26 protein-coding genes are annotated in these 26,595 nt (G+C 59.0%); 12 read left to right on the top strand and 14 right to left on the bottom strand.

The features are described 5' to 3' along the window. Positions 1 to 10 precede the first annotated feature (10 nt). Entirely contained in the window at positions 11 to 2,932 is a 2,922-nt protein-coding gene (gene uvrA, locus HNQ72_RS01845) for an excinuclease ABC subunit UvrA (protein ID WP_183989309.1), read from the bottom strand. A 311-nt stretch (positions 2,933 to 3,243) separates the two neighbouring features. On the opposite strand from uvrA, the gene HNQ72_RS01840 reads away from it, so the two are divergent. Both HNQ72_RS01840 and HNQ72_RS01835 read left to right on the top strand, forming a co-directional pair. Continuing rightward, positions 3,244 to 3,825 (top strand): single-stranded DNA-binding protein, encoded by a 582-nt coding sequence (locus tag HNQ72_RS01840; RefSeq protein ID WP_183989308.1) that lies wholly within the window; start codon positions 3,244 to 3,246, stop codon positions 3,823 to 3,825. 62 nt (positions 3,826 to 3,887) lie between these two features. Continuing rightward, the gene (locus tag HNQ72_RS01835) at positions 3,888 to 4,154 is read left to right on the top strand and encodes an RDD family protein (RefSeq protein WP_183989307.1); all 267 of its coding nucleotides are present in this window, start codon (positions 3,888 to 3,890) and stop codon (positions 4,152 to 4,154) included. Between the two features lie 9 nt (positions 4,155 to 4,163). Here HNQ72_RS01835 and HNQ72_RS01830 read toward each other — a convergent pair whose 3' ends face one another. Then, the gene (locus tag HNQ72_RS01830; protein ID WP_183989306.1) at positions 4,164 to 5,324 is read right to left on the bottom strand and encodes an HPP family protein; all 1,161 of its coding nucleotides are present in this window, start codon (positions 5,322 to 5,324) and stop codon (positions 4,164 to 4,166) included. A 106-nt stretch (positions 5,325 to 5,430) separates the two neighbouring features. After that, a complete protein-coding gene (locus HNQ72_RS01825; protein WP_183989305.1) occupies positions 5,431 to 6,060 on the bottom strand; it encodes a MarC family protein in 630 nt (209 codons plus the stop codon). A 224-nt stretch (positions 6,061 to 6,284) separates the two neighbouring features. Between HNQ72_RS01825 and gyrA the strand changes: the two genes are divergently transcribed. Continuing rightward, positions 6,285 to 9,122, top strand: coding sequence for a DNA gyrase subunit A (gyrA, locus tag HNQ72_RS01820; RefSeq protein ID WP_183989304.1), 2,838 nt, complete (start codon positions 6,285 to 6,287; stop codon positions 9,120 to 9,122). Positions 9,123 to 9,256: 134 nt separating this feature from the next. Here the strand turns inward: gyrA and HNQ72_RS30910 are convergent, their stop codons facing one another. Both HNQ72_RS30910 and HNQ72_RS01815 read right to left on the bottom strand, forming a co-directional pair. After that, the gene (locus tag HNQ72_RS30910) at positions 9,257 to 9,391 is read right to left on the bottom strand and encodes a hypothetical protein (RefSeq protein ID WP_280518254.1); all 135 of its coding nucleotides are present in this window, start codon (positions 9,389 to 9,391) and stop codon (positions 9,257 to 9,259) included. A 35-nt stretch (positions 9,392 to 9,426) separates the two neighbouring features. Next, positions 9,427 to 9,603 (bottom strand): hypothetical protein, encoded by a 177-nt coding sequence (locus HNQ72_RS01815; RefSeq protein WP_183991429.1) that lies wholly within the window; start codon positions 9,601 to 9,603, stop codon positions 9,427 to 9,429. A gap of 413 nt (positions 9,604 to 10,016) precedes the next feature. On the opposite strand from HNQ72_RS01815, the gene coaD reads away from it, so the two are divergent. The 6 genes from coaD (at position 10,017) to HNQ72_RS01785 (ending at position 14,563) form a co-directional block, all read left to right on the top strand. Next, the gene (coaD, locus tag HNQ72_RS01810) at positions 10,017 to 10,511 is read left to right on the top strand and encodes a pantetheine-phosphate adenylyltransferase (RefSeq protein ID WP_183989303.1); all 495 of its coding nucleotides are present in this window, start codon (positions 10,017 to 10,019) and stop codon (positions 10,509 to 10,511) included. 26 nt (positions 10,512 to 10,537) lie between these two features. Beyond that, positions 10,538 to 11,104, top strand: a complete 567-nt coding sequence (locus tag HNQ72_RS01805) for a peptidylprolyl isomerase (protein WP_183989302.1) — start codon at positions 10,538 to 10,540, stop codon at positions 11,102 to 11,104. 76 nt (positions 11,105 to 11,180) lie between these two features. Continuing rightward, positions 11,181 to 11,690, top strand: coding sequence for a peptidylprolyl isomerase (locus HNQ72_RS01800; protein WP_148144361.1), 510 nt, complete (start codon positions 11,181 to 11,183; stop codon positions 11,688 to 11,690). Positions 11,691 to 11,774: 84 nt separating this feature from the next. Further along, the gene (gene queA / locus HNQ72_RS01795) at positions 11,775 to 12,857 is read left to right on the top strand and encodes a tRNA preQ1(34) S-adenosylmethionine ribosyltransferase-isomerase QueA (RefSeq protein WP_183989301.1); all 1,083 of its coding nucleotides are present in this window, start codon (positions 11,775 to 11,777) and stop codon (positions 12,855 to 12,857) included. Next, positions 12,858 to 13,991, top strand: coding sequence for a tRNA guanosine(34) transglycosylase Tgt (gene tgt, locus HNQ72_RS01790; RefSeq protein ID WP_183989300.1), 1,134 nt, complete (start codon positions 12,858 to 12,860; stop codon positions 13,989 to 13,991). Between the two features lie 14 nt (positions 13,992 to 14,005). Then, positions 14,006 to 14,563: a regulatory protein RecX gene (locus tag HNQ72_RS01785; RefSeq protein ID WP_244654265.1), complete on the top strand. Its 558-nt coding sequence runs from the start codon at positions 14,006 to 14,008 to the stop codon at positions 14,561 to 14,563. Between the two features lie 13 nt (positions 14,564 to 14,576). On the opposite strand, the gene HNQ72_RS01780 is transcribed toward HNQ72_RS01785, so the two are convergent. Then, positions 14,577 to 15,002, bottom strand: a complete 426-nt coding sequence (locus HNQ72_RS01780; protein WP_183989299.1) for a DUF4864 domain-containing protein — start codon at positions 15,000 to 15,002, stop codon at positions 14,577 to 14,579. Between the two features lie 197 nt (positions 15,003 to 15,199). Between HNQ72_RS01780 and HNQ72_RS01775 the strand changes: the two genes are divergently transcribed. From HNQ72_RS01775 to HNQ72_RS01765, 3 genes are all read left to right on the top strand, one after another. Continuing rightward, positions 15,200 to 16,345 carry an MFS transporter gene (locus HNQ72_RS01775; RefSeq protein WP_183989298.1) on the top strand — a complete coding sequence of 382 codons (1,146 nt, stop codon included), beginning with the start codon at positions 15,200 to 15,202 and terminating at the stop codon, positions 16,343 to 16,345. Between the two features lie 136 nt (positions 16,346 to 16,481). After that, the gene (locus HNQ72_RS01770; protein ID WP_183989297.1) at positions 16,482 to 17,066 is read left to right on the top strand and encodes a J domain-containing protein; all 585 of its coding nucleotides are present in this window, start codon (positions 16,482 to 16,484) and stop codon (positions 17,064 to 17,066) included. 47 nt (positions 17,067 to 17,113) lie between these two features. Next, on the top strand, positions 17,114 to 17,605 hold the full coding sequence (locus HNQ72_RS01765; RefSeq protein ID WP_183989296.1) for a GNAT family N-acetyltransferase: 492 nt from the start codon (positions 17,114 to 17,116) through the stop codon (positions 17,603 to 17,605). A 153-nt stretch (positions 17,606 to 17,758) separates the two neighbouring features. Here the strand turns inward: HNQ72_RS01765 and HNQ72_RS01760 are convergent, their stop codons facing one another. The 8 genes from HNQ72_RS01760 to HNQ72_RS01725 all read right to left on the bottom strand — a co-directional run bounded on the left by HNQ72_RS01760 (position 17,759) and on the right by HNQ72_RS01725 (position 26,312). Continuing rightward, positions 17,759 to 18,298 (bottom strand): YidB family protein, encoded by a 540-nt coding sequence (locus tag HNQ72_RS01760; protein WP_183989295.1) that lies wholly within the window; start codon positions 18,296 to 18,298, stop codon positions 17,759 to 17,761. Between the two features lie 406 nt (positions 18,299 to 18,704). Further along, positions 18,705 to 19,547 carry an MBL fold metallo-hydrolase gene (locus HNQ72_RS01755; protein WP_183989294.1) on the bottom strand — a complete coding sequence of 281 codons (843 nt, stop codon included), beginning with the start codon at positions 19,545 to 19,547 and terminating at the stop codon, positions 18,705 to 18,707. A gap of 3 nt (positions 19,548 to 19,550) precedes the next feature. Then, positions 19,551 to 20,333 carry a TatD family hydrolase gene (locus HNQ72_RS01750; protein WP_183989293.1) on the bottom strand — a complete coding sequence of 261 codons (783 nt, stop codon included), beginning with the start codon at positions 20,331 to 20,333 and terminating at the stop codon, positions 19,551 to 19,553. Positions 20,334 to 20,406: 73 nt separating this feature from the next. Further along, positions 20,407 to 21,963, bottom strand: a complete 1,557-nt coding sequence (gene metG / locus HNQ72_RS01745; protein ID WP_183989292.1) for a methionine--tRNA ligase — start codon at positions 21,961 to 21,963, stop codon at positions 20,407 to 20,409. A 117-nt stretch (positions 21,964 to 22,080) separates the two neighbouring features. Further along, positions 22,081 to 23,112, bottom strand: a complete 1,032-nt coding sequence (locus HNQ72_RS01740; protein ID WP_183989291.1) for a DNA polymerase III subunit delta' — start codon at positions 23,110 to 23,112, stop codon at positions 22,081 to 22,083. After that, a complete protein-coding gene (gene tmk, locus HNQ72_RS01735) occupies positions 23,109 to 23,774 on the bottom strand; it encodes a dTMP kinase (protein ID WP_183989290.1) in 666 nt (221 codons plus the stop codon). The genes HNQ72_RS01740 and tmk overlap by 4 nt, the downstream gene beginning before the upstream one ends. Positions 23,775 to 23,861: 87 nt before the next feature. Then, positions 23,862 to 25,028 carry a D-alanyl-D-alanine carboxypeptidase family protein gene (locus tag HNQ72_RS01730; RefSeq protein ID WP_183989289.1) on the bottom strand — a complete coding sequence of 389 codons (1,167 nt, stop codon included), beginning with the start codon at positions 25,026 to 25,028 and terminating at the stop codon, positions 23,862 to 23,864. 165 nt (positions 25,029 to 25,193) lie between these two features. Next, positions 25,194 to 26,312, bottom strand: coding sequence for a septal ring lytic transglycosylase RlpA family protein (locus HNQ72_RS01725; protein WP_183989288.1), 1,119 nt, complete (start codon positions 26,310 to 26,312; stop codon positions 25,194 to 25,196). Positions 26,313 to 26,595: the final 283 nt, after the last annotated feature.

The raw sequence follows: 26,595 nt of genomic DNA, 5'->3' as shown, positions 1-26,595 counted from the left end.
ACTGCCTGCGTTACTCGGCAGCCTCGACCTTTTTCGCCGGGCGCCGCTCCAAAAGCTCTTTGAGGAAATGGCCGGTATAGGACCGCTTTTCCTTGACGATCTGTTCCGGCGTGCCCTGCGCGACGATCTCGCCGCCGCCGGTGCCGCCTTCTGGGCCGATATCGATGATCCAGTCGGCCGTCTTGATGACTTCGAGATTGTGCTCGATGACGACGACGGAATTGCCCTGGTTGACCAACTCCTGCAGCATTTCCAGCAGTTTCGCGACGTCATGAAAATGCAAGCCGGTGGTCGGCTCGTCGAGAATGTAGAGCGTGCGGCCGGTAGACCGTTTCGACAGTTCCTTGGCGAGCTTGACGCGCTGCGCCTCGCCGCCCGACAGCGTGTTCGCCTGCTGGCCGACCTTGATATAGCCGAGGCCGACATCGAACAGGGCCTGCAGCTTGTCGCGCACCGCCGGCACTGCCGAGAAGAACTCGACACCTTCCTCGACCGTCATGTCGAGCACATCGGCAATCGACTTGCCCTTGAAATGCACGTCGAGCGTTTCGCGATTATACCGCTTACCGTGGCAGACGTCGCAGGTGACATAGACATCAGGCAGAAAGTGCATTTCGATCTTGATGACACCGTCGCCCTGGCAGGCTTCGCAGCGACCACCCTTGACGTTGAACGAGAAGCGACCCGGCGCATAACCGCGCGCCTTCGCTTCCGGCAGGCCGGCGAACCAGTCGCGGATCGGCGTGAACGCGCCGGTATAGGTGGCCGGGTTAGAGCGCGGCGTGCGGCCGATCGGCGACTGGTCGATATCGATCACCTTGTCGATATGCTCAAACCCGTCGATACGATCATGTTCCGCCGGGATTTCGCGTGCGCCCATCACACGGCGTGCGGCCGACTTATAGAGTGTCTCGATCAGGAAGGTGGACTTACCGCCGCCCGACACGCCGGTAACCGCCGTGAAGACGCCAAGCGGCACCGAGGCCGTGACGTTCTTCAGATTGTTGCCGCGGGCTCCGACGACTTTGATCTCCTTGCCCTTTTTCGGCTTACGGCGCTCGGCCGGCACGGCAACGCCGAGCTCTCCAGACAGGTATTTACCGGTCAGTGACTTGGGGTTTGCCATGACCTGTTGCGGCGTACCTTCGGCGACCACCGTGCCGCCGTGAATGCCGGCGGCGGGGCCGATGTCGACCACATAATCAGCCGTCAGGATCGCATCCTCGTCATGTTCGACGACGATCACCGTATTGCCGATATCGCGCAGGTGCTTCAGTGTTTCGAGAAGCCGCGCATTGTCGCGCTGATGCAGGCCGATCGACGGTTCGTCGAGCACGTAAAGCACGCCGGTCAGGCCCGAGCCGATCTGCGAGGCAAGCCGGATGCGCTGGCTTTCACCACCCGACAGCGTGCCGGAATTGCGCGACAGGCTGAGATAATCGAGACCGACATCGTTCAAAAACTGCAGGCGTTCACGGATTTCCTTGAGAATGCGGACGGCAATCTCGTTCTGCTTGGCATTCAGGTGTTCCGGCAGTGCGGAAAACCAGTCGCGCGCAACCTTGATCGACATTTCCGTCGTTTCGCCGATATGCAGCTTGTTGATCTTCACCGCCAGCGCTTCGGGTTTCAGGCGATAACCGGCGCAGGCCGGGCAGGGCGCGGCCGACATGTAGCGCTCGATTTCCTCGCGTGCCCAGGCGCTGTCGGTTTCCTTCCAGCGACGCTCGAGGTTCGGCACGATGCCTTCGAAATTCTTCACCGTCTTGTAGGAACGGGCGCCGTCGACATAGTTGAACTCGATCTTTTCCTCAGTGCCCTTGAGGATCGCAGCCTGCGCGTCGCTCGCAAGCTTGTCCCAGCGGTCGGACAGCTTGAAGCCGAACACCTTGCCGAGACCTTCAAGCGTCTGATTGTAATAGGGCGAAGACGATTTTGCCCAAGGCGCGATCGCGCCGTCGCGCAGCGTGCGCGCCGGTTCGGGAACGATCAGGTTCTCGTCTACCTTCTGCTGCGAACCCAAGCCGTCGCATGTGGGGCAGGCGCCGAATGGGTTGTTGAAGGAGAACAGCCGCGGCTCGATTTCCGGAATGGTGAAGCCGGAAACCGGGCAGGCGAACTTTTCCGAAAACAGCACGCGCTCATGGGTTTCGTTCAGCGACTTGTTGGCCGCGCCACCGGCAGCCGTTTCATCGGCCGGCAACGGCTTGTCGGCGAATTCGGCAACGGCTAGGCCGTCGGCCAGTTTCAAAGAGGTTTCGAGGCTATCCGCCAGACGCGCGCCGATATCCGGACGCACGACCAGGCGGTCGACGACGACATCGATGTCGTGCTTATATTTCTTGTCGAGGGCAGGGACGTCGGCAATCTCATAGAACTGGCCATCGACCTTCACGCGCTGAAAGCCCTTTTTCATCAGTTCGGCGAGTTCTTTCTTGTACTCGCCCTTGCGACCGCGGATCAGCGGCGCAAGAATGTAGAGACGCGTGCCTTCCTCGAAGGCGAGCACGCGGTCGACCATCTGGCTGACTGTCTGGCTTTCGATCGGCAGGCCGGTGGCCGGCGAATAGGGAACGCCGACGCGCGCAAACAACAGGCGCATATAGTCGTAGATTTCCGTCACCGTGCCGACGGTCGAGCGAGGGTTGCGCGACGTCGTCTTCTGTTCGATCGAGATCGCCGGCGACAGACCTTCGATCTGGTCGACATCCGGCTTCTGCATCATTTCCAGAAACTGGCGGGCATAGGCCGAAAGGCTTTCGACGTAACGGCGCTGGCCTTCCGCGTAGATCGTGTCGAAGGCAAGCGACGACTTGCCCGATCCGGAAAGCCCTGTCATCACGATCAGCGAATTTCGGGGCAGGTCGAGATCGACACCCTTCAGGTTGTGCTCGCGCGCACCGCGAATGGAAATGGTCTTGAGTTCGCTCATCGTCATGCCTTTGGAGAGGCCCATCTGGGAGGATTTGAAGGCCCTTATGTAGTCATTGATCCGCGCCTGTCGAGGCGAAACTGCCGCAATCGGCTACGGTTCCGACTCCGTTGACAGGAGTATAGGAATAAAATAGAACAAATAAAGAACAAAATTACCGAGTCCATGAAAAGCCGGGACCTGATTTGGTCGATAGCGAACTTTGCCTGTGGATGAGAGATAGGGGGGAGGTCGCGCCTTGCCCGGCCTATGGTCTATGGTGAACGAATTGGATTTAGGCCGCGGTGGCGGCAAAGTAAGGTGAGAAGATTATGGCAGGTAGCGTCAACAAGGTCATTCTGATCGGCAACGTGGGTGCAGATCCGGAAATCCGTCGGACCCAGGACGGCCGTCCGATCGCCAACCTTCGCATCGCGACGTCGGAAACCTGGCGCGATCGCAATTCCGGCGAGCGCAAGGAAAAGACCGAATGGCACACGGTCGTCGTCTTCAATGAAGGCCTGTGCAAGGTTGTCGAGCAGTATGTAAAAAAGGGTGCCAAGCTCTATATCGAAGGCGCGCTACAGACCCGCAAGTGGCAGGACCAGAGCGGCAATGACCGTTATTCGACGGAAATCGTGCTGCAGGGCTTCAATTCGACACTGACCATGCTGGATGGCCGTGGTGAAGGTGGTGGTGATCGCGGCGGTTACGGCGGCGGCCGTGGCGGCTCGAGCGATTTCGGCGGCGGCGGTGATGACTTTGGCGGCGGTTACGGTGGCGGCGGCAATGATTACGATCGCCCGCGCTCCGGCGGCCAGGGTGGCAATCAAGGTGGCGGGCAGGGCGGCCGTGGCGGCCAGTCTGGCGGCGGAAACTTCTCCCGCGATCTGGATGACGATATTCCGTTCTGATCAGAGGCGCCGCGAGGCGCCTCTTTCATGAGCGCTGCAATATAAAGGATCGGAAACTATAAATGAACGATGCCGCCAATATCACCAGACAGCCTTCGACATGGCGAATCGTTCTCGCTGCCATCCTGGATTTCTTCACGATTTTCTGGGCTGCCGGATTTCTGGTGGCGTCGATTTTCGGAGGTCGCACGGATGGTGGTTTCGCACTTGACGGATGGCCGGCGCTTTTGTGTTTCGCACTGATCGTCGCCTATTTTGTCGTCTTCAACAAATTCCTCGGCGGAACGATCTGGAAGCGGATCCTGAAGGCAAAGCGGACCGATCGCTAAGGACGGCCTCTATAGGCGACTGTCGCCTTTTGTCGCCGCCTCGAGCGTGGCTATCAATACGTCCGATTGCGAGAGAATGCCGACCATTTTCCTGTTTTCCCCGACCACGGGCAGATAGTGTAGACCCTGTTCCGCAAACATGATGATCGCATCGGAGAGTGATGCGTCAGGGCCGATCGTTTTGACGGGGGATGTCATGATGTCCTTAACCGTCCCATTGGCTGCCGAGGCGCCTTGTGCAATCAGCCGTAAACGGTGACGAAAACCGATTGTCGGCTCTCCTTTTATCCAGTTGGGCTTGTCGAGAAAATCAGTCTGGGTGACGATCCCGACGACTTCTGCTGCATCATTGGTGACTGGCAGCGCCTTCAGGTGACGGCTACGCATGATGACGTGGGCATTGCGCAAGCTCTCATCCGGGGACACCGCAACGACATCCCTGGACATGATCTCCTTGCAGGTCAGATCGCCTGCCCGGCGCCGATAGGAGCGCAGCTCGGTGCGCCGGAGGATGGATTCCAGATCATCCCGGTCGATATCGAGAAATGCATCATAGTCCTTCAGCACCTCGTCCAGATCGTCCGAAGAAAAACCAATTCGCTGGATGGGTGCCGGATCCCTGGTTCGGTGATCGACTGGAGCAAGGTTTGCTCGATGCGGATATCTGCGGCCGGTGACATTGTTATAAAGCAGTGCGAGAGCAAGCAGAGCCAGAGAATTTCCAAGAACAGGCCATATGACGAAGGCGTAGCCGAGATCGTGGATTGCAGGTCCTCCGAGCACGGCGGTCAGCGCGATTGCGCCGCTCGGCGGGTGAAGACAGCGAAGCGTCATCATCAATCCGATGGCGATGCCGATTGCGAGTGCCGCTGCAAAGAATGGATCGGGCACCAGCAGACTCACCGATACTCCCGTGATTGCCGCCACCGTATTTCCACCAAGGATCGACCATGGTTGCGCGAGCGGGCTGGCCGGGACGGCAAACAGCAATACGGCCGAAGCCCCCATCGGCGCGATGAGCGCGGGCAGGGCCGGGTCAAGGCCGACGGCGAGGCCTGCGACAAGCCCGGTGATCAATATTCCCAAAAGCGCACCCGACGAGGCGCGTAGCCGCTCCGTTTTGCTGACGAGCTGAGTGTCGGGCAGCATCCGGCGCAGCATGGACAACATCGATATTTCCTTCGGTCAGACAATTGCGTCGCCAGAATCTTCGGCGGCGCCCGCTTCTATCAGAAGCAACTGATTTGTCGTCTGTCAAAAGATCGATATTGGCAGTTCAGAGATTGAATGCTGCGCGAACGCCGTCCACCACGAATTGCACCGAAAGTGCGGCCAGAAGCACGCCGAGAAGCCGGGTCAGGATAGCGCGGCCGGTAACGCCCAAGATGCGGTCCAGCCTTTCGGCAAGCAGCAGCGTCACATAGAGAATAAGCATCATCAGGGCGATGACGGAGATCAGAAGCGCGCGGTCAAATACGCTCGTGAACGTGCCGGCAAGCAGAACCGTGGCGGAAATCGCGCCGGGACCGGCAATCAGCGGGATCGCCAGCGGAAACACGGCGAGGTCGCGGATATGGTCGATGGTGATGGCGGCCTGCGAGGTCTTTTCCTTGCGCTCCTGCCGCTTCTCGAAGACCATTTCGAAGGAAATCCAGAAGAGCAGCATGCCGCCGGCAATGCGGAAAGCTCCCATCGAGATGCCGAGCAGGCCGAGCACGCCGGCACCGAACAGCGCGAACACGGTCAGGATGCCGAAGCCGATGATCGAGCCGCGCAGGGCGACCTGCTTGCGCTGTGCGGCACTCATTCCGACCGTCAAACCAAGGAAGACCGGGGCGAGGCCGGGTGGATCCAGCGTTACCAGCATTGTCGTCATTGCGTTGATCAGCGCATCGGCAGTTGCCATATATAATTCCTTGACGGTTCGAGTTCCTTGCGAACCCGGTAGATGATTGTTAGGACACTCCCGGCTTATGGGAAAGGCGAGACCATTGCCGCACGCGCGGTGATGGACAAAGTCTTGCCTTGAATGGCGTCGAAAGCTGTTCAAAACCCTTGCGGAAATTGGCGCTCGTTACCTCTTTCCGCTATAAAAATGCAACTGATTCCGTACAGAGATCGTGATCCGATTTGACTGAGCAAAGCACACCCGGCGGCGGAAAGCTGCCCCCAGGCATCGAACCCATTTCCATCATGGAGGAGATGCAGCGCTCCTATCTCGATTACGCCATGAGCGTCATCGTCAGCCGCGCGCTTCCTGATGTTCGTGACGGCCTGAAGCCGGTCCATCGCCGCATTCTCTACGGGATGAACGAGCTGGGGCTCGACTGGAACAAGAAATACGTCAAGAGCGCCCGCGTTACCGGTGACGTGATGGGTAAATACCATCCGCACGGCGACTCGGCGATCTATGACGCTTTGGCCCGTATGGCGCAGGACTGGTCCTTGCGCATGCCTCTGATCGACGGTCAGGGCAATTTCGGCTCGATCGACGGCGATCCGCCAGCGGCCCAGCGTTACACCGAGTGCCGTTTGGAAAAGGTGGCGCATGCGCTGCTCGACGACCTCGACAAGGAAACCGTCGATTTTCGCGACAACTACGACGGCACCATGTCGGAGCCGGTCGTGGTTCCGGCCAAGTTTCCCAACCTGCTGGTCAATGGAGCGGGCGGCATCGCCGTCGGCATGGCCACCAATATCCCGCCGCACAATCTCTCCGAAGTCATCAACGGCTGTATCGCGCTGATCGACAATCCGGCGATCGAACTGCCCGAGATGATGGATATCATCCCCGGTCCGGATTTTCCGACCGGCGCAATGATTCTCGGCAAGAACGGTATCCGCTCGGCTTATGAGACGGGTCGCGGCTCGGTCATGATGCGTGGCCTTGCCACGATCGAACCGATGCGCGGCGACCGCGAGCAGATCATCATCACCGAAGTTCCCTATCAGGTGAACAAGGCGACGATGATCGAAAAGATGGCCGAACTGGTCAAGGACAAGCGCATCGAGGGCATTTCCGACCTGCGCGACGAGTCTGACCGCCAGGGCTATCGCGTCGTCATCGAGCTGAAGCGCGATGCGAATGCCGATGTCATTCTCAACCAGCTTTATCGCTACACGCCACTGCAGACCTCGTTCGGCTGCAATATCGTGGCGCTGAACGGCGGCAAGCCGGAACAGCTGACGCTGCTCGACATGCTGCGCGCCTTCTGTTCCTTCCGCGAGGAAGTCGTCAGCCGCCGCACCAAATACCTGCTGCGCAAGGCGCGTGAACGCGCCCATGTCTTGGTCGGTCTTGCGATCGCGGTTGCCAATATCGACGAAGTCATCCAGCTGATCCGCCGCGCGCCAGATCCGGCAAGCGCCCGCGAGCAGTTGATGACGCGCCGCTGGCCCGCGCATGACGTCGAAGGCCTGATCCGGCTGATCGATGACCCGCGCCACAAGATCAACGAGGACGCGACCTACAATCTGTCCGAGGAACAGGCCCGCGCCATTCTCGAACTGCGTCTGGCCCGCCTGACAGCTCTCGGACGCGATGAAATCGCCGACGAGTTGAACAAGATCGGCGCCGAGATTTCCGATTATCTCGACATCCTCTCGTCGCGGGTTCGTATCCAGACCATCGTCAAGGAAGAGCTCGCAGCCGTCCGTGACGAATTCGGCACGCCGCGCCGCACCCAGATCATGGATGCCGGCCTCGACATGGACGATGAAGACCTCATCGCCCGCGAAGAGATGGTGGTGACGGTCTCGCATCTCGGCTATATCAAGCGCGTTCCGCTCAACACCTACCGCGCCCAGCGTCGTGGCGGCAAGGGCCGCTCCGGCATGGCGACGCGCGACGAGGATTTCGTATCGCGCCTGTTCGTGGTCAACACGCATACGCCGGTCCTGTTCTTCTCCTCGCGTGGCATCGTCTACAAGGAAAAGGTCTACCGCCTGCCGATCGGCACCCCGCAGTCGCGCGGCAAGGCCTTGATTAACATGCTTCCACTGGAAGCCGGCGAGCGAATCACCACGATCATGCCTCTGCCGGAAGACGAGGCAACGTGGGAAAACCTAGACGTCATGTTCGCGACGACGCGCGGTACGGTTCGCCGTAACAAGCTGTCCGATTTCGTCCAGGTCAACCGCAACGGCAAGATCGCCATGAAACTCGAGGAAGAGGGTGACGAAATCCTCTCCGTCGAGACCTGCACGGCGCCGAACCATGATCTCGCTATCCCGGGTGACGACGTGCTTCTGACGACGGCGCTCGGTCAGGCGATCCGCTTCCCGGTCGATGAAGTCCGCGTGTTTGCCGGCCGTAATTCGATCGGTGTTCGCGGTATCAATCTGGCCGATGGCGACCGCATCATCTCGATGACCATCGTCAACCATGTCGATGCCGAGCCGTGGGAACGTGCTGCCTATCTCAAGCGCTCCGCTGCAGAGCGTCGCGCCGCAGGCGTCGACGAGGAGGAAATCGCTCTGGTTGGTGAGGAAGTCACCGAAGAGGGACAGCTCTCCGATGAACGTTACGAATACCTGAAGTCTCGCGAGCAGTTCGTTCTGACTGTGTCGGAAAAGGGTTATGGCAAGCGTTCGTCCTCTTACGACTTCCGCACATCGGGCCGTGGCGGCAAGGGTATCCGCGCCACCGATACGTCCAAGACCGCGGAAATCGGCGAACAGGTTGCGGCCTTCCCGATCGACGAAGCAGACCAGATCATGCTGGTTTCCGATGGTGGCGTCCTGATCCGCGTTCCGGTCAACGGCATTCGTATTGCCAGCCGCGCGACCAAGGGTGTCACGATCTTCTCCACCGCCAAGGATGAGAAGGTTGTCTCCGTCGAGCGTATCAGTGAGCCGGAAAACGACGAAGAGAACGGCGTCGAGGGCGAAGAGGAAAATGGCGTCGATGCCGCAGGCACCGCCTCCGCCGACGATCCGGCACCGGAAGGTGACGATAGCGGCGCGTGATGCGCGCCGCTTGATCCCAACTTGAAGTCAGATACGAAAAAAGCCGGAGAACATGTTCTCCGGCTTTTGAATTTTAACTGTCTGACACTCTGTGGTGACTTTGGTCTGTGTAAAGCCGGAGCCATGCAGACCTTTCAGAAGGCGCTATGTCTGCGGGCAAACTCTTCAATGTCTCCGCGCAGGCGGTGAAGCGCGGAAACCATCAGTGCCACCGATACGACACACAAACTACTAATCAGGATAGCAAGAGCAACCAGGGTCTCGAACATGGCCTGCCTCTCGGGCTTGGGCCTATGCGGCCCGATTAGTAAAAGGATACGTCCTGATAACGACCGGTCATCTGCGAGTAGTTCATTTCCGACGGATCGGACTTGTTCTGGTAAAGGGTAACCGTTGCCGTCAGCATCACTGCAATCATAGACGTCCAGACGACGTTGATCATGGTGACCTTGTCGAGCATCATCGGGTTCCGCTTAAACATATCCGCATTCCTTCTTAACTGGTCCCGGCGCATCAAGCACACACGGGTTCCACCGCATTTTGAGAGAACTTAACTGAACGCCGCTGAAGCCTCCCTGAAAGGGCCGTTCATCTGGCGTTCATCTTTTGCATTTGTCAGGCGTCGTTCTGTTCCAGGGCAAAAAGGGCGCCTTCAATAAGAAACGCAGCAAGAACAGCACCAAGAACGACCATAACCAGCATTTTTCTCTCCATGATCGGGCAGGAAGCCCTGCCGCTGATCTGGAGTAAAACAAACTACCGCTGAAACGACCTTGAATGGCCCGTTCATCTTGCATTCACGGCATCGATAGCCTCTGACCCTTGCAGACGAGGGGGCGACGTGACAAAAGGCCGGGGAATCTTAAACGGCAAAGTCAGGGGCTGGGCCTAGGCATGACGACCGCTTTCTATCCCGGATCGTTCGATCCGATGACGAACGGGCATCTGGATGTTCTGGTTCAGACACTGCAGGTCGCCGACCGCGTGATCGTCGCGATCGGCGTCCATCCTGGCAAGACACCGCTGTTTTCCTTCGAAGAACGGGCGGAACTCATCCGTGCGTCGCTCGAGGAGGCGTTGCCGGAAAGGGCGGCCAATATAGATGTCGTTTCCTTTGATCGCCTCGTTGTAGATGCTGCCCGCGCCAATGGCGCAAGACTTCTGATCCGCGGCCTGCGTGACGGGACGGATCTGGATTACGAAATGCAGATGGCCGGCATGAACCGTCAGATGGCGCCTGACGTGCAGACGGTCTTCCTGCCGGCCGGCACGGCCTCTCGGCCCATAACCGCCACATTGGTCCGCCAGATCGCTGCAATGGGCGGCGATGTGGCAGCTTTTGTACCGCCAACCGTGCTCGCGGCCTTGAAATCGAGATTTGCGCGCTGATTTGTTTAGAAACCATGGAGTTTCCAATGAAATTGCTTCACACTGCCTTTGCCGGTCTGGTCGCCTTCGCATCCATGGCGGGTGCCGCCTATGCAGACGATCTGCTGACCATCCAGTTGAAGGACGGTCCGGTTGTTATCAAGCTCGCGCCGGAAGTTGCGCCGAAGCATGTCGCCCAGATCGAGGCGCTCGCTTCCAAGGGCGAATATGACAATGTCGTCTTCCACCGCGTCATCGACGGCTTCATGGCCCAGACGGGCGACGTCGAGTTCGGCAAGCAGGGCGGTGCGAAGTTTAACCCGAAGCGTGCCGGCATGGGCGGTTCCGAGATGCCGGATATTCCGGCGGAATTCTCCAAGGTCCCGTTCAAGCGCGGCACCGTCGGCATGGCGCGGTCTCAGAGCCCGAACTCGGCCAATTCGCAGTTCTTCATCATGTTTGACGAAGGTGCCTTCCTGAACGGCCAGTATACGGTCGTCGGCCAGGTTCAGTCCGGCATGGAATTCGTCGACAAGATTAAGCGCGGCGAGGGCGGCAATGGCGAAGTCAGCAACCCCGACAAGATGATCAAGGTCACAGTCACCAAGAAATAACGGCACCAATAAGTAACGGCACAAAGCCGTGATTTTCCACTAGAAGAAAGCCCGAGAGGCAAGCAAGGAGATACACATGGCGGAGATCAAGGATCCCGAAAACACCCTCATCATGGAAACCACCAAGGGCAAGGTCGTGATCTCGCTTCTGCCGGACCTTGCACCGGGCCACGTTGCCCGCATCAAGGAACTGGCTCGTGAAGAAGCCTATGACGGCGTAGTCTTCCACCGCGTTATCCCCGATTTCATGGCGCAGACCGGTGACGTCAAGTTCGGCAAGAAGGGCGGCGAAAGCTTCAACCCGTCGCGCGCCGGCATGGGCGGCTCCGAAAAGCCGGATCTGCAGGCTGAATTCTCGGCTGTTCCGCACGTTCGCGGCACCTGCTCCATGGCCCGTTCGCAGAACCCGAACTCCGCCAACTCGCAGTTCTTCATCTGCTTCACCGACGCTCCGTGGCTGAACAAGCAGTATTCCGTCTGGGGCCAGGTCATCGAAGGCATGGACATCATCGACCAGATCAAGAAGGGCGAGCCGGTGCAGGATCCGGATTCGATCGTCTCGGTCCGCGTCGCCGCCGACGTCTAAGTCGCGCTTTCGCTTTTGGCCCGCTCCGTCCTTTGAAGGGCGGGGCGGGCTTACGCATTTCAAGAACAGGCCCGAAACCACACCATGCGTGTCGAACTTTTCGATTTCGATCTGCCGGAAGAAAACATTGCTCTGCGGCCCGAAAACCCGCGTGACAGCGCGCGTTTTCTCGTCGTGCGCCCGGATGCCGACCCGGTTCTCGCGGATCACCGCGTCACGGAGCTCGCCGATTTCCTGAAGCCCGGCGATGCGCTGGTGTTCAACGATACCAAGGTTATTCCGGCGCAGCTCGAAGGCATCAGGCATCGTGAAGGCGCAGGTGGCCAGCAGGTTTCGGCAACGCTGCACATGCGCACCGAACCCGACGTCTGGAAGGCATTTGCCAAGCCCGGCAAGCGTATCAAGATCGGCGACCGCATCGAATTCGGCCACGGTTCCGAAACCTGCCTTCTCGGTTCGCTGATGGCGACTGTCGAGGAAAAAGGCGAGGGCGGCGAAGTCACGCTGCGCTTCGATCGTTCCGGCCCGGCGCTCGACGAGGCGATCATGTCCGTCGGCCATATCCCGCTGCCGCCCTATATCGCCGCCAAGCGCGCTGAGGATGAGAAGGACCGGCAGGACTATCAGACCATCTATGCCCGCGAGGAAGGCGCTGTCGCAGCACCGACCGCAGGCCTGCATTTTACCCCTGATCTTTTCGCAAAACTCGATGCCGCCGGCATCGAACGGCATTTCGTTACCCTGCATGTCGGCGCCGGCACTTTCCTGCCGATGAAGGTTGACGATACGGTCGATCACAAGATGCATCAGGAAATCGGCTATGTCAGTGCCGAGACGGCCGAAAGGCTAAATGCCGTGAAGGCGAGGGGCGGGCGCATCGTCTGCGTCGGCACCACCTCGCTGCGGCTGATCGAAAGCGCTGCCGCCGATGACGGCACGATCGAGCCGTGGAGCGGCCCGACCGGCATCTTCATCACGCCCGGTTATCGCTTCAAGGCGGTGGATATGCTGATGACCAATTTCCACCTGCCTAAATCCACCCTGTTCATGCTCGTCTCGGCCTTTTGCGGCCTGGAGACGATGCAGGACGCCTATGCCCATGCCATCAAGACGGGCTATCGCTTTTATTCCTACGGCGATTCCAGCCTGCTATTTCGGAAAGACTAGATGAGCACCGAGAATTTCCAGTTGACCCTGAAGAAGACCGATGGCGGTGCCCGCCTTGGCGAAGTCTCCATGCCGCGCGGCGTGATCCGCACCCCTGCCTTCATGCCGGTCGGCACTGTCGGCACCGTCAAGGCGATGTATCTCGACCAGGTCAAGGACACAGGCGCCGACATCATCCTCGGCAATACCTATCACCTGATGTTGCGCCCCGGCGCCGAACGCGTCGCGCGCCTCGGCGGCCTCCACAAGCTGATCCGCTGGGATGGTCCGATCCTGACGGATTCGGGCGGTTTCCAGGTCATGTCGCTGTCGGGCCTGCGCAAGCTCGACGAAAAGGGCGTGACCTTCAAGAGCCATGTCGACGGCTCGCTGCACCACATGTCGCCGGAGCGCTCGATCGAAATTCAGGGCCTGCTCGGCTCCGATATCCAGATGCAGCTCGACGAATGCGTGGCGCTGCCGGCCGAGCCGCGGGAGATCGAACGCGCGATGGAACTGTCGCTGCGCTGGGCCGAGCGTTGCCGCGTTGCTTTCGGCGATCAGCCCGGCAAGGCGATGTTCGGCATCGTTCAGGGCGGCGATCAGCCCGCACTGCGCATTCGCTCTGCAGAAGGCCTGAAACAGCTCGATCTCAAGGGCTATGCGGTTGGTGGCCTTGCCGTGGGAGAGCCGCAGGATGTCATGCTTTCCATGCTGGAAACGACGCTTCCCGTCCTGCCGACCGAAAAGCCGCGTTACCTGATGGGCGTCGGCACGCCGGACGACATGTTGAAATCGGTTGCCCGCGGTATCGACATGTTCGACTGCGTCATGCCGACCCGCTCTGGTCGTCATGGCCTGGCATTCACCCGCCGCGGCCGCGTCAACATCCGCAATGCCCGCCATGCCGAGGATATGCGCCCGCTGGACGAAGAGTCCAACTGCCCGGCAGCGCGTGATTATTCCCGCGCCTATCTGCATCACCTCATTCGCTCCGACGAGGCGCTGGGCGGCATGCTGCTCTCCTGGAACAACCTGAACTACTATCAGGACCTGATGAAGGGCATCCGCCAGTCGATCGAGGAAGGCCGGTTCGCCGACTTTTACGCCGAAACCCAGGAAAACTGGGCCAAGGGCGATATCGACCCGCTCTGAGGAGTTTTGCAGGCGTGAGCGGCGAGAGCGAACAGGATCAGGTACTCGGCGTCACGCCTCGCATGCTTAGCTGGGCGCGCAATTCCGCCATCTACCGGCTGTCGCGCCGGATGATGTCGGAACGAGAACTCGCCGATGCCATCAGGCGCAAGGCCAGGCAGAAATTTGAGGATATTTCCGACGAAGACCTGCAGATCTTGGCAACGGCCGCTCTCGAATGCGGCCGTACCCTTGGTTGCCTCGACGATGCGAATTATGCCGAGACCAAGGTTCGTTCCGGCGTCCGGACGGGTCGCTCCCGGCGCATGCTTCAACGAAAGCTGCAGGAAAAGGGCATAACCTCGGAAACCGCTGCGGTAGCACTTGAGGATGCAGATGACCTCCAGGCCGCGCTCGCCTATGCGCGACGCCGCGGCTTCGGCCCTTATCGGCGCGAGGACGCTGATGAAAAGCGGATCATCAAGGAACTGTCTTCCTTCGCGCGTAACGGCTTCGGCTCCGATATAGCGCGCCGCGTCATCGGCCTCACTCGGGACGATGCGGATGAGATGATGTCGGCCGCGCCGCTTTAGCAACTGTTGCTCGTCAGATGCCGGTGCTCGTTGAGTTTTTCATCATCCTGACGCCATTCACCTTGTAGCTGCCGTCGTCCATAAGCCGCATCTCGTAGATCGCGGTCCAGTCCTTGCCGCCCGGGCCGGTGATCATCACTTCCTGAAACACCATCTCGCCGCCACCGACCAGTTTAGAGCGGCCGAAGGCATAGTTGCCGGCGTGATAGACCGCCTCGTAATTCTTCTGCACCATCGTCAGGAATGCGTTCTTGTCGGGATACATCATGCGGATATCGGGGGAGGCGTATGAGTAGGCCTTCTCCGCATCGTCCCGCATCAGCGCCCTTATCTGTTCTGAAATCACCGATTGGGCCTGCAAGGCCGGGTCCTCGGCGTGGACGATCGGAGGAGCGACAAGCACCAGAGTGGCAACGAGTGAAGCAAAGCGAGCAACCATCAGACGTTCTCCAGCAGGAGGATTGATGGTAGCGCGTTTCCGATCGCTGAAAAGATGGGCATGCGAAATTTATCGGCAGATCGCGTGTAATTGAAGCCGGCTGCTTTGTAACGCAGGGCAGGGTCCTGTCATACGCGCTTGTTGTTCCCGTGACCTTTTGCGACGAATGCCGTGCCTGATTCGATCGGATACCCTTTATGACTCTTCTGCCCCCGGCCTTGCTCTATTTCAGCAATGCCCTTCTCTTCATTTCACTTTTCACCCGCCTGCCTTCCATTCAGGAAACCCTTCAAGTCGACAAGGCGGTGCTTGGCCTCGCGCTTCTCAGCGCTCCCGTCGGGACTTTTCTCGCCCTGCCGATCGCCGGTCGCATCACTGATCGCCTGACGCCGCGTCTGACCGCCGTCACCATGCTGCCGATCGTGGCGCTCCTGAGTCCGCTTCTGACGATCTTTCCGCTGCCGGGTTTCATTCTCTGTTTCTTTCTATTTGGCTTTTTCCGCACCATTTTCGACGTCGCGGCGAACATGATCTCTGCCGGTATCGAAGCACGCACGGGCGTCAAGGTTTTGTCGCGCAGCCATGGTTTCTGGTCGGTCGGCCTTCTGGTCGGTTCGCTTGCGTCCGGTTTTCTGGCGGAGGAGGGGATTTCCCCGACAATCCAGCAGAGCATGGCGACTGTCCTTGTTCTCCTCGCCTGTCTCACGGTTTTCCTGCTGACACCCGCCGACCCGCCTTCCGTACCCACGAAAAAACGCCGTTCCGCCTATGTCCTGCCGGATCGCACCATCCTGCTGATCTGCGTCATGGTCTTCGGCCTCTGCATCGTCGAGGGCGCGATTTATGACTGGGGCATCTTCTTCCTGCGCGAGGAATTGCGTGTCGATCCGGCGCTCGCCGGCACGCTCTACGCCGCATTCACCATCGGCATGGGCGCAACCCGAATGATGGGCGACATGCTGCGCGATCGGTTTGGCGCGCTGGCGCTGATCCGCATGTCGGCGGTGACAGTTGCAGTCGGCATCGTGCTCCTGGTTACGTCTCCTTCCTACATATATGCGGGCGTGGCACTCTTTTTGATCGGCTGTGGCATCGCTCTGGCCTTCCCGCTGGCGGTCGCCACCACGATCGCGCTCGGCAAGGGGCAGCCATCGGAAAACCTGGCGGCTCTCGCCCTGACCTTGATGTTGTCAACCATCGGCATTCCGCCGCTTCTCGGCTTCATTGCCGAGCATGTGAGCCTGACCGCGACCTTCCTGGTGCTGCTGCCCTGCGTTTTGATAAGTTTCCTGATGGCGCCGGTTGCGGAAGGTAAACGCCCGTTTCGCTTCAGAAAACAATAACTGTGGGCAAAGCCGGGCAGGGTAAGAAGCCGCCCATAATTGGCCATAAGAATGGGTAAGGGGTTGAGCCGTCGGGGCTTAACGCTTACGACTATGATTGCTCCAAGCATGACATGCCGAAGACAGGTGACGCTCCTTGATCGACCCCTATGACATTCTGGGCCTTTCGCGAGACGCAGATAACGCGGCGGTAAAATCCGCCTACAGGAAGCGTGTGAAGACGGCTCATCCTGACGCCGGCGGCGACCAGGAGACCTTTGGCGACCTGAAGCGGGCCTATGAACTACTGCTCGATCCCGTACGCCGCAAGGTTTTCGACGATACCGGCTATGATCCGGAACTGGCGGATACCAGGGACCTTCAGGGTCTCGTCATTCTGGAAACGCTCGTCAACGAGATGATCCTCGACGAACGCGAACCGGGCTCCTTCGATCCCGTCGCCTCCATGCGCCGCAAGTTGACCGACCGGATCGTCAGCGCCCGCTTTCACATCCTGGAGATGGAACGGCATCGCGCACGCATCCGCAATCACATGGACCGGATGGGCCGCAAGCCAGGAACCGACGTGCTGGGGCGCATGCTGAAGGCACGTTGCGAGACGATCGGAGAGGCGATCTCCAAATCCGAAGCCGAGATCAAGACGATCGAACAGGCCTATGGCATGCTCGACGGTTATGCCTACGAGCTCGAAATTCCCGAGATCCAGGACGCCGCCGAGTAGGCTCGGCAGCCTCATCCAGATTTTAAACTGATTTCCGGAGACTATTGATGTCACTCTCTATTCGCCCCGCCACGCGTGGCGATGCCGCTACCCTGCTCGGCTTCATTCGCGAACTTGCGATCTATGAAAAAGCCGAGCACGAAGTGGCGGCCACCGTCGAGACGATTGAACAATCGATCTTCGGTCCCCGTTCGGTGACGCAAGCGCTGATCTGCGAAAGGGACGGGCAGGCGATCGGCATGGCGATCTGGTTCTTCAACTACTCCACCTGGCAGGCCCGCAACGGCCTGTATCTGGAGGACCTCTACGTCACGCCGAGCGCGCGGGGCCTTGGAGCCGGCAAGGCTTTGCTGCAACGACTGGCGCAGATCGCTCTGGAGAACGGCTGTGGCCGTTTCGAATGGAGCGTGCTCGACTGGAACGAACCGGCAATCAAGGTCTATGACGCCATTGGTGCTGAACCGCAGAGCGAATGGATCCGCTACCGGCTTTCAGCTGACGCGCTGGTTGCGTTCGCTGGTAGGCGGGCAGGGCCTTAAGCCCCTGCCTCGCGCAATCCAAGGAGCGTGCTCAAAAACACGACTTGCATCGCTTTTCGAGTTTGCCGCGGCTCTAATACAATTGATCGGACGGAATATTTCGGCCGACAGGACGTCATGTTGCAAGACTCGACCTCTCACGGACGCAGGATTTCAGGCGGTCCTAAAATCCCCGTCGTCACGGGGTAGGTGGCCGCCCGGCGTCAGATCGTCGACCGCACGCGGCAGATCCTTGCTCAGGCGCGCGAGGATCTCTTCTCGCGAAAGGCCAGTCTTCGTCGAAAGCTCTTCGAGCACATCGGGTCCGATTGCCTGTTCGAGTTGAACGTCGTCGATATCCTCATTCGCGCCTGGATTTACCCAGGATTCGGCCTTTTCTCCAAGCCCGTTCTGCTGGAACGTCTTCAGGAGATCGCCCAGACCGCCGCTGAGAATCCCGCCGGACGCAAGTCCGCCAAGAAGGCCGCCCAAGCCGCCGAGCCCACCGGCACCGCCGCCGCCGGCTAACTTGCCGAACAGATCATCCAGTCCTGCCGTCTGTGGCTGTGACGATCGACCATCCGGTTGTGCGATATTCGGGTCTCCAGCCTGCGGGTTCTGTATTCCGCGCAGCATTTCCGCGATCTTGTCTCTGTTCTGATATCCGGCGACGGCAAGAACGCCGAGCAAAGCTTTCAGTTGACCACTCACCATGGTTCTTTCCTCCATTTTGCGAGCCTCACGAGCGAGGCGCTGACGAGTTCAAAATCATCAGGTTTGCACGAATTGGCATGCTAGGCTTAAACGAGCAGAGTTAGCCAAGCCGAACATCAGTTCAGCAGTACAAGGGGACAAACTGGCCACTTGGTCATTTAGGACAGGCTTATGTATTTTCCATCGGCCGGACGAAGTTTGTCTGAGTTCTCGAATTCATCGGGCGGGGCGAAGGCTGCGACAAACGAATTAGCTTAAACGTAAAGTGCAACACGGAGAGAATGTCTTCGGCGCACTTCATCCTTGAACCCACCCGGCCCATACGCAAAGATCGCATAAGATAGATTATGGAACAAATTTATGTTGAAGGATGATCAGAGACTTGCCAAGCTCCCTTGAAACGCCCTTATAAATCGCTGCTCGGCACAGCGATCTCGAAACTCAATCCGTCATATGCCGGCTCTACATGGTCCGGCGTCTCATTCATCACGTTCTGATAGTCGAGCGGAATATGCATATGCGTGAGAATGGCGCGCTTTGCGCCAAGGCGTGCGATCCAGTCGAGAGCCTGCTCCAACGAGAGATGGCTCGGATGCCGCTTATATTGCAGCGCGTCGATGATCAGCATGTCGAGCCCGGAAAGCCGCTCGATGCTCTCTGCCGGAAAATCGCTTACATCCGTGCAGTAAGCGACGTCACCGATCCTGAAGCCCAACGAATGAACGTCGCCATGGGCCTGCATATGCGCATGGAACCGGATCGGTCCGCCGGCGCCGTCGACCACGATCTCGTCGTCGAGATTGTCGATCAGGACCGGTGTCACGATCGGCGGATAATTTCCGCCGGGCGGCGTTTCCAGGCAATAACCGAAGCCTTGGTGGATGCGTTCCATCGTCAGCGGATCGGCGTAGATCGGTATCCGGTGCTTCTGCAAGAGAACGTAGCCACGCAGGTCATCAATGCCGTGCAGATGGTCGGCATGGGCATGCGTATAGAGAACTGCGTCGATCCGCGGCACCCTGGCCGCAATCATCTGCTCACGAAAATCAGGCCCGGTATCGACTGCAACGATCGTGCGGCCGCCATCCGGAGCAATCTGTTCGACGAGAAAGGCCGTGCGCGTGCGGCGGTTTTTTGGATTGTCAGGATCGCAGGCGCCCCAGTCGCCATTCAGCCGCGGCACACCCGGCGATGACGAACAGCCAAGAATGGTGAAACGCCTGCGGTATCCGTTTGAGGCTTCGGGCACGCTTTAAAGCCTCGGCATCTTGGAGAAGCAGCGGAACGCGTTTTCCGTCGTGATCGCAGCCATCTCGTCGTAGCTGACGCCATGGACCTCGGCCAGAACCTCGGCAGTATTGACCACATAGGATGGCTCGTTGCGCTTGCCGCGCCAGCGCTTCGGCGCAAGAAACGGTGCGTCTGTTTCCACCAGCAGCCGGTCCAGCGGCACGGTCTTTGCTATGTCGCGGATGTCCTGGGATTTTGGAAAAGTCAGGATGCCTGAAAAGGACACGTAGCCACCGAGTTCAACACCGGTGCGGGCGAGGTCGGGTCCGGCAGAAAAGCAGTGCAGAATGAATGGAAATGCCCCCTTCCCGCTCTCTGCAGTAAGGATCTCGATCATGTCTTCGTCAGCGCTGCGGCTATGGATAACCAGCGGAAGGTTGGTCACACGCGCCGCTTCAATATGCCGGCCAAGGCCGGTCTTCTGGTCAGCCGGCGTCTGCGTGTCATAGAAATAGTCGAGACCGGCTTCACCGATCGCCACGATCTTTTCATGCGAATTGGCGAGCCGGATCAGGTCTTCCGCCTGGATATCCAATTCCTCGCCGGCATTGTTCGGGTGCGTACCGACAGAGCAGAAGACGGATGGGTATTTTTCCGCAATTGCCAGCAGCGTCTCGAGTTTCTTCACGCGCGTGGAGATCGTCACCATCTGCTTCACGCCGGCCTCATGCGCTCGCTCGATGAGCTGGTCGCGCTCCTCATCGAACTCGGCAAAATCCAGATGGCAATGGGTATCGATCAGCATGGACACGTTATTCAAACCTTGACTGCAATATGGGCGACGGTCCGGCTGACATGCCGGACCATCCTTTTCTTTCTCAGGCCGTTGCCGCGGGCGCGACATAACGCGGGAAGACCGGAGTTGGCGCTTCAAGCACGGTGCCTGGCTTCAGGCGTCCGACTTCGCCCAGGGTTGCGAAATCCCGTGCGTCCTCAGAAGCGGCGACAAGATTGAGCAGTTTGGTCGAGGATTCCGGCATGAACGGCTGCAGCAGAATGGCGATCTGGCGCACGACCTCGGCCGTGACATAAAGAACCGTACCCATCCGCTCCGGATCGGTCTTCTTCAATGCCCAAGGCTGCTGGCCGGCGAAATACCGGTCGGTTTCGGAGACGACGGCGATGATTGCCGCCAGCGCCTTGTGGATCATCTGCTTGCCCATCTCCTCGCGGCAGGTGGCAATCAGCGCATCGGCGGAAGCAAGCATCTCGCGGTCGGCCTCGGTCAGTTCGCCCGGCGTCGGGATCTGGCCTTCGCAATTCTTGACGATCATCGACAGCGAACGGCTGGCAAGGTTGCCGATACCGTTGGCAAGGTCGGCATTGATACGGATGCCGATCGCTTCTTCGCTGCAGAAACCGTCCTGGCCGAAGGAGATTTCGCGCATCAGGTAATAGCGGATCGCGTCGAGACCGAAATGTTCGATCAGCTCGAACGGATCGAGCACGTTGCCGAGCGACTTCGACATCTTCTCGCCACCCTTGGCCAGCACGAAACCATGCGCATAGACGCGCTTGGGCAGAGGCAGCTTGGCCGACATCAGGAAGGCGGGCCAGTAGACCGTGTGGAAGCGGATGATGTCCTTGCCGATGATATGCGCATCCGCCGGCCAGAATTTCGCCCGCGGACCGTTTTCATCGGTCAGAAGGCCGGTCGCGGTCACATAATTGGTCAACGCATCGACCCACACATACATGACGTGTTCCGGGTCGTTGGGAACCTTCACGCCCCAGTCGAAGGTCGTGCGCGAGATCGAAAGATCCTTCAGGCCGGATTTGACGAAGGAGATGATTTCGTTGCGACGCTCGGCCGGGCCGATGAAGTCGGGCTGTTCCTCGTAAAGCTTCAGCAACCGGTCCTGATAGGCCGAAAGCTTGAAGAAGTAGCTCGACTCCTCAACCCACTCGACCGGCGTCCCCTGCCCGCCGTAACGCACGCCGTCGCGAACTTCCGTTTCGTCCTCGGCGTAATAGGCTTCGTCACGGACGGAATACCAGCCGGCATAGCTGTCCTTGTAGATGTCGCCATTGTCGGCCAGCCGGTTCCACATGATCTGGCACGCCTCATGATGGCGCGGCTCGGTGGTGCGGATGAAATCGTCGTTCGAGGCGTTGAGTACCTTGCCCATGGCGCGGAATTCATTGGAATTGCGCTCTGCCAGCTCTTCAGGCGAAATGCCTTCCTTGCGTGCGGTCTGCTGCATCTTCTGACCATGTTCGTCGGTGCCTGTCAGGAAGAAGACGTCTTTCCCATCAAGGCGCTGGAAGCGCGCCATGGCATCGGTCGCGATCAGTTCGTAGGCATGGCCGATATGCGGCTTGCCGTTCGGATAGGAAATCGCGGTGGTGATGTAGAAGGGCGTCTTGTCGGACATAGATACACTCGGAAAATGGTTTTTCGCGGCACAGCGGCGCGGGTCATGCCGCTCTTAGCGCATGTTTGCCTGATGCGAAACCCAAACTTCCTTATGGGAGCCGTTAACGACCGATCGTCAGGCCGCTTTTGCCGCTTCCAGGATCGACAGAAGCGTCTGTTTCTTGTCGAGATTATAGGCGGTCGACACCGTGATCTTCTCGACGATCTCGCTGACCAGCTTGGCCCGCCGGTCGGCAACCGCCAACTGCCCCTGCAACGCCGCACCACGGGCCTGTTCCACGAGATATTCGCTTAAATGTTCGAGGAAGAAGGTGAAGATGACCTCGCTGTCCTTGCCCGACAGAACATCGGCCAGCCGATGCATGGCCTTGCGTGCAGAAGGTCCCTCCCCGGAGACGATCTCGTCGAATGCGGCGATGATATCGAGCCCGCCATAATTCTTCAGCTTCAGCGCGCGCGCGACGCTGCCCTTGGCGAGAGCCCGGACCGTCTCCGCCGACTGGCCGCCGTCAAGCGACTGCCCGAGAGCTTTCAAGGCTCCGGCAAGATCGTCGTCTCCAAGCGGTGACAGCTTGAGTGTCTGGCAACGGGAGCGGATCGTCGGCAGAAGCTTGCCGGGGGCGTGCGACAGAACCAGGAACATGGCGCCGCGCGGCGGTTCTTCCAAAATCTTCAGGATCGCGTTGGCCGCGTTCCGGTTCAGGTCATCGGCCGGATCGATGATGACGATACGCCGGTTGCCGGTACCTGAGGTCTGCGAGAAAAAGTGCCCTGCCCGCCTCACCTCGTCGACGGTGATTGCGCTCTTCACCTTGCCGGTCTTGTCGTCGACCGGCCGCGACAGATGCAGCAGATTGTGGGAGGCGCCAGACAGGATCTGCCGGCTGATAGGCGTCGACGGGTCGGGATCCGGAATTGTCACCGGTGCGAGACCTGGCTCGGGATTGGAGAGCACGTAATTGGCAAAACGGAAGGCAAGCGTCGCCTTGCCGATCCCTTCCGGCCCTTCGATCAGGATCGCATGATGCGACTTGCCGGTACGATAGCTACGCGCCAGAAACTCCTGCGCGCCCGAATGGCCGAATAGCTGCGTATTCGCGGCCGGGTGAATGGCTCCGTCAAGAATGTTTGCTGCGTTATCGCTCACGAGACCTGCTCCGCGGCGACTGACGCCTCGGTCGCGGCTTCCACCAGCTTGAAAATCTCCTCAGCGATTTCGTCTTCCGGCCGACCTGCGTTTATAACCCGGCAGCGTCGCGGCTCGGCCGCTGCAATATCCAGATAGGCCTGCCGCCGCTTTTCATGCGTATCTACCTCTTCCTTCTCGAAACGATCGGGCGCATCGCTGCCACCACGGCGGCGTGCACGGGCAAGACCTGCCTCGGCCGGAAGATCGAGAATAAAGGTGAGGTCAGGCATGACGCCGTCTGTGGCGATGCGCTGAAGGGCTTCGATGAAGCCTGGCTCGAGATTTCCGGTGACACCCTGATACACGCGCGAGGAATCAACGAATCGGTCGCAGAGCACGACTGCGCCCGTTTCCAGCGCAGGGCGAATAACCTCTTCGACATGATCGTTGCGGGCGGCGGCAAACAGGATCGCTTCCATGCGGACCCCGAAGGTTTCGGCTGCTCCACTGAGGAGAACGTGCCGAACGGCCTCTGCGCCCGGAGATCCGCCCGGTTCGCGTGTCACCAGCACATCGTAACCGGCACGGCGAAGCCGATCGGCCAACCGGCGGATCTGGGTCGACTTGCCGACCCCCTCGCCGCCCTCGAAGGTGATGAATATGCCCGAACGATCTGTCACGCTTGTCTTTGAACCTGTCTATGTCTGAACGGCATATAGCGCATCGGCCAGAAATTCGGAACGACTTTCGGCATGCCTCACGTGTCGTCAAAGCCAAAAGAACAGTAGCTCCATCAGGGCATCGCTTGCCTGAGCTCTCAGACCGCCAACCTCCACAGAAGCTGCAGCTTCCAGCGGGATTTCCCGGATCACCCTGTCCCCCGACGAGATTCGCAAGGTCGCGATCTCCCGTCCCTGGGCGACAGGCGCCCGCAGGGGCCAGTTGTAGACGATCCGTCCAGACAGCCTTTCCGGGTTGCTCTTCGGCGCGAAAATATCGACAGGTTCTCGCGTAACGAGGTCAACCTTGCTTTCAACACCTCCATATATGCTGGCCTGCCCGATCACCTCTCCTGCCTTAAATACGACCCGGGTCTCGAATGAGGACAATCCCCATTCCAGAATGCGTCTGGCTTCATCTGTCCGCTCCTTGTCCGTGGCAAGGCCGCCGAGGGCGAGGAAGAGGCGGGTATTATCTCTCGCGACCGACGCGGCTAGAGCATAACCCGTCCCTTCGGCAAAACCCGCCCCCAAGCCGTCTACCCCCATATTAAGCGACAAAAGCGGGTTCTTGTTGCGCTGGAATATCTTGTTCCAGGCGAAATCCGGCTGAGCATAAAGAGGGTAATATTCCGGATAGTTTCGATAGAGATGCCGCGAAAGCTCGACCAAATCGCGCGCGGTGGTCCAACTTTCTGCATAAGGCAAACCTGTGGCATTGCCGAATGTGGAGCGCGCCAGACCGATATCCTTGGCCTTTGCCGTCATGCGGGCCGCAAATTCACCTTCCGAGCGAGCAATACCCTCCGCCAGAATGATACAGGCGTCATTGGCATTCTGGATGATCACGCCGCGCATCAGGTCGGCCACCGGCACCTGCGATTTCAACGCGGCAAACATTGTTGTCGTACCGGAAGGTGCACCACCCGTGCGCCAGGCATATTCGCTGACCGGATATAACGTCTCCGGCGAAATCGCGCCGCTTTTCAAGGCATCGAAAACGACTTCCATCGTCATCAGCTTGGCAAGCGATGCTGCCGGAAAGGACTGGTTTTCGTTGACAGCCAAGAGCACGGTGCCCGTCGCCGCCTCAATGAGATACGCCTGTTTCGCCTTTGTCGCGAAAACGGGCTGCGCTTCCTGCGCCATTACGTTCCCTGCCGCCTGCAATGTGGTCGCAGCCAGCACAAAAACCAAAAGCAGAAAACTTCGCATCATTCCCCCGCAGTCCATCCGATTCATGCTCAGAGTAGCAAGAGGTCTTTTATGGTGAATTAAGAGCGACATGGCATCCGTGAAAACAAAATCACCCCAAAAACCTTTCGGGCTTTCGGGGTGATGAAAAGTCAGTATCGTTTCGTGTGTCGACGAGAGTCGGCGTCAATATTTCTGGCCGGGCTTCGGCGGCTCCAGCAGCACGTTGCCGAACATCACGCGTGTAACCTTGCCCTGCTGCGGTTCCGCTGCATAGGCGGTCTCAGTCGTTTGAGCCTGAACCGGCTGCTGAACACGCTGCACCGGCTGAACACGTTGTGCGGGCTTTGGCTGGCTTGGCGCCGACGCATAAGCAACAACGCGCTCCTGCTGGACGGGACGGGCGGCAGGAGCGGCCTTGCGCTCGACGGGCACGGGAGCGGCGCGCGTGACAGATGCGATCTGCGCAGTCTGCTGTTCGAACTTTTCGGCGGCCGGGCGCTTGGCAGGCGATGCGCTCGGGCTGCGTCCGGCATAGGCGGCCGCCGGCATGGACGAGCTGTAACTCTGCAACTGATCACCAAGGGGCTGGTTAGATGCAACCATTACCCCGCTCGCAATCTGGCCGCCGGGGTTGAACGACGGCAGGCGATCACCCTTGCGAATATAGGAGGCCATCAGGAATGGCATATCCTCGCCATCCATTCGCGCACGACCAAGATACTGGACATTAACTCGACCGGTACCGGTCTGCTTGATGTCGATCATCTCTGCGGTCTTGTCCGAAACGTCGATGATGCGACCCGGGTGATATGGCCCGCGGTCGTTGACGCGAACGACGACGGACGAACCGGTATCGACATTGGTTACGCGGGCGTAGCTCGGGAGAGGAAATGTCGGATGCGCAGCCGAAAGATGCGAGCTGTCATACACTTCGCCATTGGCGGTTAGACGACCGTGGAATGCAGAACCATACCAGGAAGCAAGGCCGGACTTGTTGTAGTTCGGGTCTTCCTTGGGCACGTAGGTCTTGCCCTTGACCTCATAAGGCTGTCCGACCATGAAGCGTCCACCACCCTTCGGAACAGGCCTGCCGTCCGCAACGACGCGCGGGCTGGCCTTCACACCATATTCCGACTCGGCAAAATATTCCTTGCCGTGACCCTTCTTCTTCGGGGCTTCAGCCATCTTGGTCGAGGCACAGGATGCCATCGTCGCACACATTACGCTGATCCCAAGCCATTTAGACCAGAGGGAAAGTTTGCCGCCACTCAAACTCAAAACTCGTCCGTCCCTATTTCGCATTGTGCGAATATGATGCAGAGCCTCGCAACCCGTACCATTCGCAACCACAACCCCACCCTCGTGAAACCACTCAGGCCTAATACTGAACAGGTTTTGCTTCGTTCGTGGCAGAAATGCGAACGAAATCTGTGGAATGGTTAAAATTCAGACGGTTATGGTTAATGATTGGTAAATTCAGTTCGTTTTATTGCTGTTCCAATACGCAACACGCCGGAACTTATACTTTGCTTTAACTTCTCCACATGTGAACATGACAAGAATCACAATCAAGCAAAGCTATAAC

Origin of the sequence: Aliirhizobium wenxiniae (assembly GCF_014201355.1) — a bacterium.
GTDB classification, from domain to species: domain Bacteria; phylum Pseudomonadota; class Alphaproteobacteria; order Rhizobiales; family Rhizobiaceae; genus Neorhizobium; species Neorhizobium wenxiniae.
Note: the sequence above shows the minus strand (reverse complement) of the source record. Positions and strands in the feature narration are given on the sequence as shown.

Bases quoted from the DNA above. Each gene is read 5' to 3' on its own strand.
- HNQ72_RS01750 (WP_183989293.1), bottom strand. From the start codon at position 20,333: ATGCTGATCGATACCCATTGCCATCTGGATTTTGCCGAGTTCGATGAG.
- HNQ72_RS01765 (WP_183989296.1), top strand. From the start codon at position 17,114: ATGTCACTCTCTATTCGCCCCGCCACGCGTGGCGATGCCGCTACCCTG.
- HNQ72_RS01800 (WP_148144361.1), top strand. From the start codon at position 11,181: ATGGCGGAGATCAAGGATCCCGAAAACACCCTCATCATGGAAACCACC.
- HNQ72_RS01835 (WP_183989307.1), top strand. From the start codon at position 3,888: ATGAACGATGCCGCCAATATCACCAGACAGCCTTCGACATGGCGAATC.
- HNQ72_RS01815 (WP_183991429.1), bottom strand. From the start codon at position 9,603: ATGTTTAAGCGGAACCCGATGATGCTCGACAAGGTCACCATGATCAAC.
- HNQ72_RS01805 (WP_183989302.1), top strand. From the start codon at position 10,538: ATGAAATTGCTTCACACTGCCTTTGCCGGTCTGGTCGCCTTCGCATCC.
- HNQ72_RS01760 (WP_183989295.1), bottom strand. From the start codon at position 18,298: ATGGTGAGTGGTCAACTGAAAGCTTTGCTCGGCGTTCTTGCCGTCGCC.
- HNQ72_RS30910 (WP_280518254.1), bottom strand. From the start codon at position 9,391: ATGTTCGAGACCCTGGTTGCTCTTGCTATCCTGATTAGTAGTTTGTGT.
- HNQ72_RS01830 (WP_183989306.1), bottom strand. From the start codon at position 5,324: ATGTTGTCCATGCTGCGCCGGATGCTGCCCGACACTCAGCTCGTCAGC.
- HNQ72_RS01840 (WP_183989308.1), top strand. From the start codon at position 3,244: ATGGCAGGTAGCGTCAACAAGGTCATTCTGATCGGCAACGTGGGTGCA.
- HNQ72_RS01730 (WP_183989289.1), bottom strand. From the start codon at position 25,028: ATGCGAAGTTTTCTGCTTTTGGTTTTTGTGCTGGCTGCGACCACATTG.
- HNQ72_RS01725 (WP_183989288.1), bottom strand. From the start codon at position 26,312: ATGCGAAATAGGGACGGACGAGTTTTGAGTTTGAGTGGCGGCAAACTT.
- HNQ72_RS01825 (WP_183989305.1), bottom strand. From the start codon at position 6,060: ATGGCAACTGCCGATGCGCTGATCAACGCAATGACGACAATGCTGGTA.
- HNQ72_RS01780 (WP_183989299.1), bottom strand. From the start codon at position 15,002: ATGGTTGCTCGCTTTGCTTCACTCGTTGCCACTCTGGTGCTTGTCGCT.
- coaD (WP_183989303.1), top strand. From the start codon at position 10,017: ATGACGACCGCTTTCTATCCCGGATCGTTCGATCCGATGACGAACGGG.
- queA (WP_183989301.1), top strand. From the start codon at position 11,775: ATGCGTGTCGAACTTTTCGATTTCGATCTGCCGGAAGAAAACATTGCT.
- metG (WP_183989292.1), bottom strand. From the start codon at position 21,963: ATGTCCGACAAGACGCCCTTCTACATCACCACCGCGATTTCCTATCCG.
- uvrA (WP_183989309.1), bottom strand. From the start codon at position 2,932: ATGAGCGAACTCAAGACCATTTCCATTCGCGGTGCGCGCGAGCACAAC.
- tgt (WP_183989300.1), top strand. From the start codon at position 12,858: ATGAGCACCGAGAATTTCCAGTTGACCCTGAAGAAGACCGATGGCGGT.
- HNQ72_RS01775 (WP_183989298.1), top strand. From the start codon at position 15,200: ATGACTCTTCTGCCCCCGGCCTTGCTCTATTTCAGCAATGCCCTTCTC.